This window comes from Parabacteroides sp. PF5-9 (assembly GCF_029893105.1).
Classification (GTDB): domain Bacteria; phylum Bacteroidota; class Bacteroidia; order Bacteroidales; family Tannerellaceae; genus JARXWG01.
Genome location: NZ_JARXWG010000025.1, coordinates 27,034 through 41,837 on the forward strand (window position 1 = coordinate 27,034; position 14,804 = coordinate 41,837).

11 protein-coding genes are annotated in these 14,804 nt (G+C 41.3%); 9 read left to right on the top strand and 2 right to left on the bottom strand.

The window, feature by feature from the left end:
* The first annotated feature begins 129 nt into the window (after nt 1-129).
* The 7 genes from guaB to mutL all read left to right on the top strand — a co-directional run bounded on the left by guaB (nt 130) and on the right by mutL (nt 9,331).
* Nucleotides 130-1,605 (top strand): IMP dehydrogenase, encoded by a 1,476-nt coding sequence (guaB, locus tag M2135_RS13115; RefSeq protein WP_280748972.1) that lies wholly within the window; start codon nt 130-132, stop codon nt 1,603-1,605.
* 130 nt (nt 1,606-1,735) lie between these two features.
* Nucleotides 1,736-3,310: a peptidylprolyl isomerase gene (locus M2135_RS13120; RefSeq protein ID WP_280748973.1), complete on the top strand. Its 1,575-nt coding sequence runs from the start codon at nt 1,736-1,738 to the stop codon at nt 3,308-3,310.
* A 10-nt stretch (nt 3,311-3,320) separates the two neighbouring features.
* Nucleotides 3,321-4,172 (top strand): peptidyl-prolyl cis-trans isomerase, encoded by an 852-nt coding sequence (locus tag M2135_RS13125; RefSeq protein ID WP_280748974.1) that lies wholly within the window; start codon nt 3,321-3,323, stop codon nt 4,170-4,172.
* Nucleotides 4,173-4,217: 45 nt separating this feature from the next.
* Nucleotides 4,218-5,582, top strand: a complete 1,365-nt coding sequence (locus M2135_RS13130) for a peptidylprolyl isomerase (protein WP_280748975.1) — start codon at nt 4,218-4,220, stop codon at nt 5,580-5,582.
* Entirely contained in the window at nt 5,579-7,168 is a 1,590-nt protein-coding gene (locus tag M2135_RS13135; protein WP_280748976.1) for an OstA-like protein, read from the top strand. The genes M2135_RS13130 and M2135_RS13135 overlap by 4 nt, the downstream gene beginning before the upstream one ends.
* Nucleotides 7,169-7,181: 13 nt before the next feature.
* Complete coding sequence (locus tag M2135_RS13140) at nt 7,182-7,487, top strand: hypothetical protein (protein ID WP_280748977.1); 306 nt, start codon at nt 7,182-7,184, stop codon at nt 7,485-7,487.
* Nucleotides 7,484-9,331: a DNA mismatch repair endonuclease MutL gene (mutL, locus tag M2135_RS13145; RefSeq protein WP_280748978.1), complete on the top strand. Its 1,848-nt coding sequence runs from the start codon at nt 7,484-7,486 to the stop codon at nt 9,329-9,331. The genes M2135_RS13140 and mutL overlap by 4 nt, the downstream gene beginning before the upstream one ends.
* 9 nt (nt 9,332-9,340) lie before the next feature.
* Here mutL and argB read toward each other — a convergent pair whose 3' ends face one another.
* Complete coding sequence (argB, locus tag M2135_RS13150; RefSeq protein WP_280748979.1) at nt 9,341-10,108, bottom strand: acetylglutamate kinase; 768 nt, start codon at nt 10,106-10,108, stop codon at nt 9,341-9,343.
* A gap of 1,455 nt (nt 10,109-11,563) precedes the next feature.
* Here argB and M2135_RS13155 point away from each other — a divergent pair.
* Nucleotides 11,564-12,532, top strand: coding sequence for a helix-turn-helix domain-containing protein (locus M2135_RS13155; RefSeq protein WP_280748980.1), 969 nt, complete (start codon nt 11,564-11,566; stop codon nt 12,530-12,532).
* Between the two features lie 170 nt (nt 12,533-12,702).
* Here M2135_RS13155 and miaB read toward each other — a convergent pair whose 3' ends face one another.
* A complete protein-coding gene (gene miaB, locus M2135_RS13160; RefSeq protein WP_280748981.1) occupies nt 12,703-14,061 on the bottom strand; it encodes a tRNA (N6-isopentenyl adenosine(37)-C2)-methylthiotransferase MiaB in 1,359 nt (452 codons plus the stop codon).
* A 272-nt stretch (nt 14,062-14,333) separates the two neighbouring features.
* Between miaB and M2135_RS13165 the strand changes: the two genes are divergently transcribed.
* Nucleotides 14,334-14,777, top strand: coding sequence for a hypothetical protein (locus M2135_RS13165; protein ID WP_280748982.1), 444 nt, complete (start codon nt 14,334-14,336; stop codon nt 14,775-14,777).
* The last annotated feature ends 27 nt before the right edge of the window (nt 14,778-14,804 follow it).

Consider the following 14,804-nt stretch of genomic DNA (forward strand, 5'->3'; position numbering starts at 1 on the left):
TACAGAATAGCCTACTTATACACTTTTATACTAATAATTGTCAATTATCACCGACCAAAACCCGCTTCTGCTTTGTCAAGTCTGTATTAATTCGTAAGTTTGCGCGCAATAATTTTAAAACCTGTTTTTATGTCATTTATTGCAGACAGATTTGTAATGGATGGATTAACATTCGATGACGTTTTGTTAATTCCGGCCTATTCGGAAGTACTCCCCCGTAATGTAGATCTTACAACAAAGTTTTCACGTAACATCGCTTTGAATATCCCCATGGTTTCGGCAGCGATGGACACCGTTACCGAAGCGAAAATGGCGATTGCCATCGCCCGTGAAGGCGGCATAGGAGTTATCCACAAAAATATGACTGTCGCCGAACAGGCCAAACAGGTGAAAACGGTCAAACGTGCTGAAAACGGGATGATATATGATCCGGTGACAATTACCAAAGGGAAACATGTCGCGGATGCTTTAGCCATGATGGCCGAATATAAGATCGGTGGCATTCCGGTGGTCGACGATAACGGATACCTGGTAGGCATTGTGACCAACCGTGATTTGCGATTTGAAAGAGATATGAATCGCTCTATCGATGAGGTAATGAGCAAAGAGAATCTGGTAGTCACAGAGCAATCGACCGATATGGAAGCTGCTGCTCAAATTCTCCAGAAACATAAAATAGAGAAACTACCGGTAGTCGACCAACACAATAAACTCATCGGGTTAATCACCTACAAAGACATTACCAAAGCGAAAGATAAGCCTTATGCATCCAAAGACTCAAAGGGTAGATTACGAGTTGCGGCAGGCTTAGGAGTCACTTTCAATACATTGGAACGCGCAGCTGCACTTGTGGATGCCGGAGTGGATGCTTTGGTGATAGATACTGCTCATGGACATTCTAAAGGGGTAGTCGATGTTTTAAAAGAGATCAAAAAAACATATCCGCACATCGATTGTATCGTTGGCAATATTGCCACCGGTGAAGCTGCGACCTACCTGGCGAAAGCCGGAGCCGATGCGGTAAAAGTCGGTATTGGACCGGGATCTATTTGCACGACGCGGGTGATTGCGGGAGTGGGCGTACCACAATTATCAGCCATCTATGATGTGGCTAAAGCATTGAAAGGGACTGATATTCCATTGATCGCTGACGGCGGACTACGTTACTCGGGTGATATTGTAAAAGCAATTGCAGCCGGCGGATCTACCGTCATGATGGGTTCGTTACTGGCCGGCGTGGAGGAATCTCCCGGAGAAACAATTATCTTCAATGGACGAAAATTCAAATCATACCGTGGAATGGGTTCACTGGAAGCCATGCAGAAAGGGTCTAAAGACCGCTATTTCCAGGATGTGGAAGATGATGTAAAAAAACTGGTACCGGAAGGGATTGCTGCTCGTGTACCGTATAAAGGCAGTCTGTTGGAGGTGATCTATCAAATGGTCGGAGGTCTGCGTGCCGGTATGGGCTATTGTGGTGCTCATACGATCGAGGAGTTGCACCAGGCAAAATTTACCCGTATCACCAATGCCGGTATACAGGAAAGCCATCCACATGATGTGGCCATCACCCGCGAAGCTCCGAATTATAGCCGCGGAGAATAACAAAAGAGTGTCACAACTCAATAAAAAAAGCTAATATAAGTACTCCCCTATACTTTTATGCGTCATTCTTCGTTATTGTAGAGGTTAATTATGTTAAAAGTATAAAGTGATTATGAAAAGAGATTTTTTGATGAAAAATTTGTTTGTATTCTTTTGTTTTTTCGTAGGATTAACGGGTTACGCTCAAACTCTTCCGGACTCTGTCATAATGAAAGTAGCCGGAGACAATATTCCGCTGGCTGAATTTATCTATATTGGCCAGAAAAACAACGAATTGGATCTATCAGATGCCAATTCGGTCAAAGAATATGTTGAATTATTCAAAAACTTCAAACTGAAAGTAGCAGAAGCTAAAGCTTTAGGCTTAAACCGATCCAAAGAGTTTGAAAGGGAATTAAGATCTTACGAGACTCAGCTTTATGCCAGTTTTATGAGCGACAAACCGGGTGAAGAGATTGCGGTAAAAAAGATTTACGACCGGGGAAATGAGATTTTGGAATTGAGTCATATTCTTTTCAGATTACCGGAACAGACTGTATCCAAAGACACCGTTGCTGTTTACGAAAAAGCGATGGAAATATACAACCGTATTCAGCAAGGTGAAGATATTGATGCGGTTGGCTCGGAGTTATTCGAGAATGACTCGGAACAGATCGGCTATGAATATGTTCGTGCATTGTCTCCGATGCGTTCGTTAAAAGCTTTTGAAGAAGCAGTTTATGCATTACCGGTAGGAACCGTATCCAAACCGATTCGTACATCATTAGGATTTCACATTGCTAAAGTACACAGCCGTCGTCCACATCCGGGCAGACTTATGCTGGCACAAATCGCATTTGCTTTTCCTCAGAAGGCTACCCCGGAACAAAAAGAGGCAATTGCCAAACAGGCAGAAAGCATCTATGAAAGAGCCAAAAACGGAGAAGATTTTGCCGAACTGGCCAAAGCTTATTCTACTGATACTGTCTTTGGGGCAAAAGGAGGCGTTCAACCGGAACTACTCCCTGGGGATGTACCTTTGAATATTGAAAAGCAACTATTTGCTCTGAATGAACCCGGGGAGTTAAGTCCGTTGATTAGCGCTAATAATGGCTATTTCATCTATCAACTGATCGAAAAGAGAGGAAGAAAAACATTTGATGAAGAAAAAACAGTGCTTACCTCTCAGATGAGACAAGGAGAACGGAACTTCGAGTTATTAAAGTCGTATGATGACAGATTAAAAAAAGAGTATGGCTATACCTTCTATCCGGAAAACTATGCCGAACTGGAAGCCTTATGCTACGATATATTCCCTATCAGTCAAGAGTTTCATGACAAAACGGAAGGGATGAACAAAACGGTATTTACATTGGACACTCTTAGTTTCCCGCAAAATGAATTTGCAACGTTTATGGGAATCAGTCAGCTATCGACCAAAACATACGCTTGTGATTTTATGAAAGAGAATTATGATCTTTTTGTAAGGGAGATTCTGACAACTTTAGAAAAACGGAACTTTGCTGAAAAATATCCGGAATACAACCATCTTCTACAAGAATATCGGGACGGGATTCTGCTTTTTGAAATCAGTAATGATAAGATCTGGAGTAAACCAACTTCCGAACAACAGGCTTTGGAAGAACAATGGATTGCCGAATTAAACAAAAAGTATCCTGTAGAAATAAACTGGAAGATCCTGGAAAAATTACAAAAACAAAAATAGAAACCATTCAATGAGACACAGTTACTTCATTATAACACTATTGATCGTATGTCTGAGTGCCTGCAAGCAAACCCCAACGATAAGCGACGCTGAAGTGATCGCAACCGTAGGAGATCGAGCTTTAAGGATTTCCGAAGTAACTCAAATGATTCCAAGGGGAGCAACACCGGCCGACAGTCTCCTGCATGCAGAAAGCTATGTAAAGAAATGGGTGAAAGATGCATTGGTCGATGATATCGCCTCACGCAATTTAGGAGATGAAAAAGCGGAGATAGATCGGTTAGTGGATGACTACCGGCGTTCATTAACCCGCTATCGCTACCTCGAACGGTTGATTAGGGAACGTCTGAGTGCAGACATTCGTGAAAGTGATAAACTCAACTATTACGAAGAAAATCAGCAAAAGTTTGTATTGGAAAAAGGGTTAGTCAAAGGACTTTTCTTAAAACTACCCATTGATGCTCCGGGACTTTCCGATGTAAAAGGATGGTATAAATCAACCTCTAACGAGTCTTTAGAAAAAATTGAGAAATATAGTGTACAGAATGCCATAATTTATGACTACTTTTACGACAGATGGGTGGATTTCGATGAGGTCATGGATAATATCCCTATGCGGATTACCAACTCAAACGAGTTTCTCCGAACAAACAAACACATTGAAGTGTCCGACAGTAGCTATTGTTACTTATTGAATATCAATGAATATATACCATCCGGAAAGATCGCACCCTATGACTACGTAGGTACACAGATCGTCGATTTATTAATCAATCAGCGAAGGATGGAATATCTGAAGCAATTCGAAGATGAGTTATATAATGATGGAATTAAAAATGGTCGCGTAAAACTCAGTAAATAGAGTAACTATAGGCGACTTCTAGTGATATTAGAAATGAAGATTGACATGATGAAAAAAATTTTTATTGTATTTTTTCTTACCTGTTGTGTCTCTGTGGGAATAGCACAGGACAATGTGATCGATGAAATTGTGTGGGTGGTTGGAGACGATGCTATATTACGTTCAGATGTCGAAAGTATGCGTTTGCACATGCAAAATGACGGAATGCGCTTAGAAGGCGATCCGTATTGTTTCATCCCGGAACAGATGGCCATTCAGAAACTCTATCTGAATCAGGCAAAAATAGACAGTATTGAAATTGCAGAGACTCAAATTATTCAGCGCGTCGACGCATGGATGAGTTTTGCAGAGAGCCAAACCGGCTCAAGGGAAAAACTGGAAGAGTATTTTAATAAAAAATACTCGGAGATTAAAGACGAACGCAGAGAGATGGTGCGAGAAGAGTTGGTTATTCAACAGATGCAACAAAAACTGATCGGAGAAATCAAACTGACTCCTTCTGAAATACGTCGTTTTTACAATCAAATCCCTGAAGATAGTTTACCTATTATCGCAACAACTGTAGAGGTGCAAATCATCACCATGGAACCTCAAATCTCATTTGAGGAAACCGATGCCATTAAAGCACGCTTACGTGAATTTACCGATGACATAAACAACGGGCGAATGGAGTTTTCTACACTGGCACGCCTTTATTCAGAGGATCTTGAATCGGCCAGACGCGGAGGAGAATTGGGTTTTACCGGCAAAGCAAATCTACTCCCCGAATTTGCCAATGTGGCTTTTAACCTGAATGATCCCAAACGGGTCTCTCAGATAGTCCAGACAGAATACGGTTTTCATATCATCCAACTGATTGAAAAAAGAGGTGACCGCATCAATTGTCGCCACATTCTGCTGAAACCGAAAGTATCAGAGACCGAACTAATGGAGGCGACCGCTCGGCTGGATAGTGTCTACAATGATTTAAAAATCGAAAAATTCTCTTTCGAAGATGCCGCGACTTTTATCTCCTACGATAAAGATACACGTAATAATAAAGGGTTGATGGTCAACTCCGATTATGAAAGCAGTTATTATGGTACCCCTAAATTCGAGATGCAAGAGTTGCCGCAGGAGATTGGGAAAATTGTGAATAATATGGAGGTTGGAGATATCTCCAAACCGTTTACAATGATCACCAAAGCCCAGAAAGAAGTAGTTGCCATCGTTAAACTTAAAAACCGGATCAATCAGCATAAAGCAAATATGTCGGACGACTTCCAAGCCTTAAAAGCAATGGTTGAAGCTAAAAAAAGAGAAGAACTTCTGGATAATTGGATCAAAAAGAAACAACAAAGTACTTATGTACGTATTGCAAACGGATGGAGCGGTTGCGACTTCCGTTATCCTGGTTGGGTAAAAGAATGAGGAGATTAAGCTATTTGTATGCAACGTTGTTCTGTTTTATCTCTGTTTGTCTTTCCGCTCAAACAGACGAATACGTCACAACCCCTACCGACACAGTAAAAAAGACAAAGGTATACCTCGAGCACTCTGATATTCTGTCATTTGACCAAAACATCAATCCGGACGCACAAGTATTGACCGGAAATGTAATCTTTCGTCACGACAGTGCATATATGTATTGCGACAGCGCCTATTTCTTTGAGTTGACCAACTCGTTGGAAGCATTCAGTAATGTACGGATGGAGCAGGGAGATACATTATTTGTCTACGGCAATTATCTGTTTTATGACGGCAATACGCAGATAGCCAACCTACGTGAAAATGTACGTATGGAAAACAGACAGATGACACTATTTACCGATAGTTTAAACTACGACCGCACAGCCGACATCGCTTACTATTTCGAAGGAGGGTTAATTGTGGACGAAGAAAACGAACTGTCCTCCTATTACGGACAATACTCGCCAGCAACCAAAATGGCCATTTTCAATGACAGTGTCCGGTTAGAGAATCTTCAGTTCACTCTGTATTCTGATACATTACATTATAATACAGACTCAAAAATAGCCGATATCCTCGGACCTTCAGTGATAGAATCCGACAGCGGAACAGTCTATACCTCACGAGGCTGGTACAACACGACAAACGACTATTCGTTACTCCTAGACCGTTCTGAAATAGTCTCCGGCAACCGCATTTTAATTGGAGATTCGATTATCTACGACCGCGAGAACGGCTATAGCGAAGTATTCGGTAATATGCTCTTACGCGACACCGTTCAGAAGGTGATCATGGAGGGACAATACGGATTCTTTAACGAACGAACCGAATATGCTTTTGCGACCGACAGTGCCCGTTTCATCGAATACAGCCAGGGAGACACCCTATATCTGCATGCCGATACATTGGAGATGGCAACAGTAGACTCTACCTTCAGAGAGATTAAAGCCTATTATGGCGTGCGTTTCTTCAGAACCGACCTGCAAGGGGTATGCGACTCCATGCAATTCAACACCAAAGACTCAGTCATGTTTATGTACAACGACCCTATTGTCTGGAATGAAGCGTATCAGTTATATGGAGACACAATCGTTCTTTTTATGAATGACAGCACAATCGATTATGCACATGTAAGGCAATTCGCCTTTGCCGTGCAGCTGGTCGACACCACCTACTACAATCAACTAAAAGGCAATGACTTAAAAGCATTTTTCGAAGGGAAAACAGTCCGGCAAATCGATGTTGAAGGAAATGCCGAGTCCATTTTCTATCCATTGGAAGAAAGTGGAGCAATGATCGGCCTAAATGAGACTAAAAGTGGTTTTCTGTCGATCTGGGTACACGAGAATAAACTGGAAAAGCTGAAAATCTGGCCCAGTCCCACCGGAAGTCTGACTCCAATACCCGATTTAGATCCCACCCAGAAAACATTAAAGGACTTTTATTGGTTCGACTATATCCGGCCTCAACACAAAGATGATATCTATCAGGTTGTTAGGCGAAAAGAGGGTGAAGCCCCGAAAAGAAGTAATAAATTTATACGTTAAAAGGAGGTAAAAGATGGCACTATTTTCATTTTACAATACGCGCAGACCGCGTCAATTCGAGCATAAACCCATCTATTGGGATCCGCGTAAAGAAGACTTGGAGGAACGTACCCGTCGGATAAAAAAAGAGTTAGGAATGGAGGAACCTTTAGAGGAGTACAAGCCACAGATCAAAGGCTCTTTTATACATGGTACATCGCATCTTAAAAAAAGCCTCTCCCGTGGAGAGACTGTTCGTTCCAGAAAATACAAAAGCGTTAAACTGGGAGTAATCCTGTCGGTATTAATCTTCATCTTTTGGGCACTCTTTTTTAGATGAGCGATATTATCCATTTATTGCCCGACAGCATTGCCAATCAGATTGCTGCAGGTGAAGTGATTCAACGTCCTGCCTCTGTTGTCAAAGAATTGGTAGAAAATGCTGTTGACGCCGGCGCATCGCATATCCGCGTAAATATCAAAGATGCCGGTCGTACATTGATCCAGGTGATCGACAACGGCAAAGGGATGTCGGAAAGCGATGCACGGATGGCATTCGAACGACACGCCACCTCAAAAATAGCTGTTGCGGCAGATCTATTCGCATTACAGACCATGGGATTCCGCGGAGAAGCATTGGCTTCCATAGCTGCTGTTGCCCATGTCGAACTACGCACACGCCAGGTCGGATCAGAACTCGGCACACGCCTGACAATAGCCGGATCAACCTTAGAAAACATCGATGCCGATGCCTGTGTTGAAGGCAGCATCTTTTCTGTCAAGAACCTTTTTTTCAATGTGCCGGCTCGTAGAAAGTTTCTGAAGTCGAACGAGACCGAATTCCGTAACATCATTCAGGAATTCGAACGTATCGCCCTCGTCAACCCACAGATAGCCTTCGCCCTGTATCACAACGATGCTGAAATACTCAACCTGCCTGTCTCTGGCCTCCGCCAACGTATCATCAATATATTCGGAAAAAATTTAAACCAGAAACTATTGACAATAGAAGCCCAAAGCTCCTTACTGACTATCTCCGGTTTTATCGGACGACCTGATTTTACACGTAAGCGGGGTGCTTTGCAATATTTCTTTGTCAACGGACGGTTTATGAAACACCCCTATTTCCACCGTGCAGTGATGCAAGCCTATGAACAGCTGATCCCTACCGGGGAACATCCTAATTATTTCATCTACTTCACCCTTGATCCACAGTGCATTGACGTCAACATCCATCCGACAAAGACAGAGATCAAGTTTGAAAACGAGCAGGCAATCTGGCAGATCATTCTTTCTGCCACCCGGGAGTCTCTGGCCAAATCAAGCGCCATCCCAACCATCGACTTCGACAAAGAAGATGCCATAAACATACCAGTCTACAACTCTTCTTCAGAAGATAGTATACATAAGAGCCCACAGGTTCAGCTTGACCCTTCTTACAACCCTTTCAAATCCGGATCCTCTTATAAAAAACCTGAATTCAACTGGGACAAACTCTACCAAGGTTTTGAGGCCGACCACTCTTCACAGGAGAGTAGTCCGCAACAAGACATTCATATCGAATCAGCCACTGAAACGGATCAGCCAACAGAACTGGAAAAGATGCTTTTCGAAGAAAATATGCAGCAGCCAGCGTATCAATACAAAATCCGGTATATTGTGACATCGCTCAAATCAGGTCTGGCTTTTATCGATCAACACAGAGCACATATCCGTATCCTGTTCGACCAATATATTCGATCCGTACAACAGCAGAAAGGATGCTCTCAGCAGGTTCTATTCCCGGAGATTGTTGAATTCACGCCCGCCGAAGCTGCTATGATCCCCTGCTTTATTGACGACCTCCATTTTATGGGTTTCGATCTAAGTAACTTAGGAAACGGCAGTTATGCGATCAACGGATTACCGTCCGGTACAGAGCACCTCAATCCGATCACACTCTTAAAAGACGTTGTCGCCCGAGCCATTGAAACGGGCTGCGAAGCAAAAGAAGAGATCTGTGAAACGCTGGCATTATCATTGGCTAAAGCAGCAGCCATCCGTTCCGGAAAGATCCTTTCGACAGAAGAGATGGAATATCTTATTGCCTCGCTCTTCTCATCTACAGATCCAAACCTCACACCCGATGGAAAAACAATCCTGACTATTTTAACAGACGAAGAATTAGAAAAACGTTTAAAATAAAGCAAGTCGCTAAAGGACGACCGTACCTCTCCCTTGATGAATCTCCGAAGCCTGAGTGATCACCACACGTTTCACTCCCGCATCGATCGCCTCATAAGCATTCTCCAGTTTGGGTATCATTCCTCCTTGAATAATACCGTCGGCGACATATTGGTGAAAACCCTCGCGATTAATCTCAGGAATCACACTCTCGTCGTCCTGCGCATCACGTAAAACACCTTTCTTTTCGAAACAAAAAACTAATGTCACCTCAAAATGATGCGCTAAAGCCTTCGCCGCCTCACCCGCAATCGTATCAGCATTGGTATTCAACAAATGGCCCTGCTTGTCGTGTGTCAATGGCGCTAAAACAGGTACAATCCCCTGCCCGATCAACGCTGCCAGCAGTTCACCATTCACCGCTTTTACATCGCCTACAAATCCATAATCGACCTCCGCCACCGGACGTTTATCCGAACGCATCAGATTCATATCTGCCCCAGTCAATCCCAGAGCATTTACATCGAGCGCCTGTAGACGAGCCACAATACTCTTGTTCACCAAACCGCCATAGACCATTGTCACCACCTTAAGCATCTCCTCATCAGTAATTCGGCGACCGTTCACCATCTGACTCTCAATGCCCAGCCGGGAAGCCAATTGAGTGGCCGATCTTCCTCCGCCATGCACCAGAACTTTATGTCCTTCAATCGCAGCAAAATCATTCAACAGTTGGCATAATGTGTCCTCTTCTTCCACAATTTTACCGCCTACTTTTATCAGGGTAAGTTTTTCCATCTCATTTTATTTATTCTGCCGACAAAGGTACAAAACTTATTCGTTAGCCAGTAATATGGGCGGCTGGTAGAACTATTGGGCGGCTGCATTGACCATTTTGGTCTGATGTAAGGGGTGTTTTTACCACATCGCGATTGAGTAGCGCCACGGACTACGCTTAGGCGCCCCTCCCTCAACCAACACAATATTACAGCAGGTTATATTACATTTTATTAAATACTCAATTCAAACACTACAGGTATATCATATTTCACATAAGATATAGTAATATCTCTATGTTTCTTTTACTATATTGCTTTATATATTTATATATCCTTCTTAGTATTTGATTTCAATACAAATTTCATTACATATCCCATACATACAATATATAAATTCATTAACTCACATAACATTGCATCGACATTTTATCATACAAGACAATATATATTCTTATTCTCATACGATATTGTACAAACATGTAAAATATACTATACATAACTATGCATTCTTATGCTACAATATCAATATATTCCATATATACATACGCTATCACATAAAATACATATTTATATCAAATAATCAATAATATTTTATTATACAAATTTCTATCAAACTCACAACAACGAACTAATATATAAATCAAACGTACACCGTCCCAGCCTCTACTAGATCTATTCCTTCGGATGATTTTCGAAAAATCTATATATTTTTCTACATCATGCAACAGAAATAAACACAGTATTCTGACTGTTTTTTCGTTATACCTACCTCTATTTTCTGTTAGAGGTACGTCTAAAACAATTTAGAGGTACGTCTAAATCCGTTTAGAGGTACGTCTAAAATCATTTAGAGGTACCTCTAACAAAAAAGTCTTATAAATGCTTCAAATAAACCGACAGCAACATAACAGGTTTTGTTGGGATTCGTTCACGGTATCATATAACAAAAGAGGAAGATTCTGTAGCCTTCTCCAGGGTCTATAAATAATATAGGTTAGAAAAAATCGTTTTTTCTCTAAAGCCTCCATTTAATACAATCGCCAAAACAGAACAAACAGGTTGTCAATCAGGCAATTAAACCAAAACGAGCCCTTAAATCCTTGCGTTTTGCATGAACTCCTTTACTTCCGCTTGCAAATAGACGAATGTCGGATGGGATAAAATGACAAAAAATTAAACGAACAATTTGTAACACCGCAAGACCAACAAACCATACATACCGTTTTTATACTCTTTAAGCAACTGATCCGCATTAAAAAGAACATATTTTTTTGCATATTTAGAAAACACCCGTATTGCTGGTTCTTTGAAAAGAGATTTTTTTTCTATATATTTGTAAAACCAAACAAAAAACATAACATGGAAAAGATATACAGGAACAACCCTAACTTCAGCTGTATCAATATGTGATAATCAGAAACCTTTAACCCTTATATTTACTCAAACCAAATGAAACACTTTAATCAAAAATCTTATGAACAAAAATTTATTACATGATAACTTTATCAAAGCTATCAAAGAGAAAGTACCCTCTAAACCTGACTTAACAAACAAATTAGTTGACTTATTATGCATCGAAAAAGAGGCTGTCTACCGACGACTGCGTGGTGAGGTCGCTTTCACTTTTGCAGAGATTGCCATTATCTCTCATAAAATGGGGATCTCTTTAGATAATACGATCAACTCTTCTCACACCTCATGCAACAGGCCTTTTCAACTGAGACTGATCGACTACATCAACCCGCAGGAAAGGGACTACATGATGATTCAAAATTATATTGATATTTTAAAAGATGCCCAGAAGGATGAGAGTTCTTCCCTGGTTGATTGTTCAAACATGCTGCCGATGGGACTTTATGACAACTTCAAGCAACTCTCCAAATATTATCTGTTTAAATGGATCTACCAGTGTGGAGATACAGAACATATCAAAACATTCAACGACACAAAATGCCCGGATAGAGTCACGGCGCTTCGACGCGAGTATGGCGTACAATCCCGACATATGAAAAATTCTGTTTATATCTTCGACCCGTTGATCATCCAATATATAGTCACAGACATTAAACATTTCAACTGTATCAATTTAATCACAGACGAAGAAGTCGGCCTACTCAAAGAAGATCTTCACAGTTTCTTAAACTACCTGGAGAATCTGGCTATAAAAGGACAATTTGATGATACGGGGAATAGCGTTTATTTATACATATCCAGTGTAAACTTCGATACGAGTTACTGGTATATTGATTCGGCACACTATCATATGAACGTCGTTAAAGCATTCATTTTGAACAACATCATTTCGGCTGACGACGCTTCTATGGCAAAAATCAAGAAACGCGTGGATGCGCTAATCCGATCATCCACCATGATCTCTATCAGTGGAGAACTCCAACGGATTGAATTTCTGGAAAAACAACGAATGATTGTAGATACTTTGTAATTCCATTATGTTTTTGGCTGAAAAAGCAATAGAGACAAACTGCCCCGGGTTTCACCCGGGGTTATGCACATTTAACCCACTACAAAACATCTATTTACAACTTATAAGCTATTCAAAGAGACACTGTACTTTTAGACATCCTTCCTCTTTGAAACATCGCTATCAGAGAATCAGTCATTCTCCGAGTTTACCGGCTCACCAAACAGTGTAGCAGAAGAGGCGCGTGTGATTTTCACCCTCACAAATTGTCCGACTTTATAGTCTCTTTTATCAAATATAACCACTTTATTTTGACTGGTTCGTCCAAACAACTGTTCACGTGAACGCTTTGAAAATCCTTCTACCAATACTTCAAATTCCTTACCGATATCCCGCAAATTACTCTCTTCCGATAATTGGTTTTGCAGATCAATCATCCCCTGAAGCCGACGCACCTTCTCTTCTTCCGGGATATCATCTTTCAGGGATTTGGAAGCATATGTGCCCGGACGTTCGGAATATTTAAACATAAATGCAGAGTCGTAGCCAACCTCCTTCATCAAAGATAAAGTTTGCTGATAATCATCCTCGGTCTCGGAGTGAAAACCGCAAAACAGATCTGTGGATAGGGCGCAATCGGGAACTATTCGCTTAATGGCGGCAATCCGGTCTAAATACCATTCACGGGTATATTTACGATTCATGACATCTAATATCCGGGAACTTCCTGACTGTGCCGGCAGATGAATATGCCGACAGATATTTTTGTTTGCCGCAATCACTTTCAAGGTGTCATCACTCATATCTTTGGGATGAGATGTGGTGAAACGAATACGCATTTCAGGTGCTTCCTGAGCCACCCGCTCCAACAAAAGCGGAAAAGTGATCTGCTCTTTTCCTGTATCATACAGATACGAATTGACATTTTGTCCCAACAGCGTCACCTCCTTAAAACCTTTGTCGCGCATATCCCTGAGTTCATTCAATATACTTTCCACATCCCGGCTTCGCTCACGTCCACGGGTATAGGGCACAATACAATAGGTACAAAAATTATTGCATCCGCGCATGATCGATATAAATCCGGAAATATGTATCCCGCCGATCTTTAGGGGAATGACATCTTTATAGGTCTCCTGAGTGGATAGTTCGACATTCATCGCCTTTTCACCCTGCTCGACCGCTCCGATCAAATTCGGGAGATCCAGATAAGAATCAGGACCGACGACCAGATCGACATGATGTACGCGAATCAACTCCTCTTTCACCCGTTCCGCCATACAGCCAAGTACGCCTATGATAAGCGTTTTTTTCTTTCGTTTTAAAGATTGAAAATACTGCAAACGACCATACACCCGTTGTTCTGCATTGTCTCTTACCGAGCAGGTATTGACAAAAATAGCATCTGCCTCTTCGATTTGTTCGGTGATTACATAACCATCCATCTGCATCACAGAGGCAACAACCTCACTATCTGCCACATTCATTTGGCAACCATACGTTTCTATGAATAGCTTTTTTTCAGAAAAAAAAGTGGAATTATCTGTCATAAACCTATATTATTTCTTTTTATTCTCAATTTATTAATAAAATTTAAACAAATGAACATTATTCGAAAAATATGTGCAAAATATTTGCATATTTCAAAACTGTCGTATATATTTGCATACGAAAAACGTAAATTTTTTCATAGTTAAGGTTTTGGTTAAATCGAATAAGGGTGGCTGTGAAGTTACCCTTATTTACTTTATATACTTTGTTTTGTCATTTTTGTTTCTTAATATTTATGCCTATTTTTGGAGGACAAAAGTAATCAAAAGTTATGGATAACATCGGAGACTGGCTTTATATTGTTTTTATTTTAGTGGCAGCACTGAGCGGTTTAATCAGTTCCGGCAAAAAAAAGAGACAACAGACAACGACTCCCGATCCGCCATACGAGACCTCAGATTCAGACGAATCAACCCCTACGGAGAAAGGCTTCTGGGAAATATGGGAAGAGATGCAACAGAAACAATCCTCACCTCCTCCATCCAAGTCGCGGCCGGCTACAGTTCAGAAAAAGACAAAAAAAACACCCCATAGAGTTTCTACTCCAACAACAACGTCGTTTCTGCCGAAAGGTGATCTTTTCGACCACGAAGAAACACCTCTTCAATTGATAGACGACTCTGAGCAATACAGTTTTGCCGACGAAAATTTCCAGAATGCGGACGAATTACGAAAAGCCGTTATCTATACTGAAATACTTAACCGCAAGTACTAATGTACGATCTTTTTTAATACCTTTGCG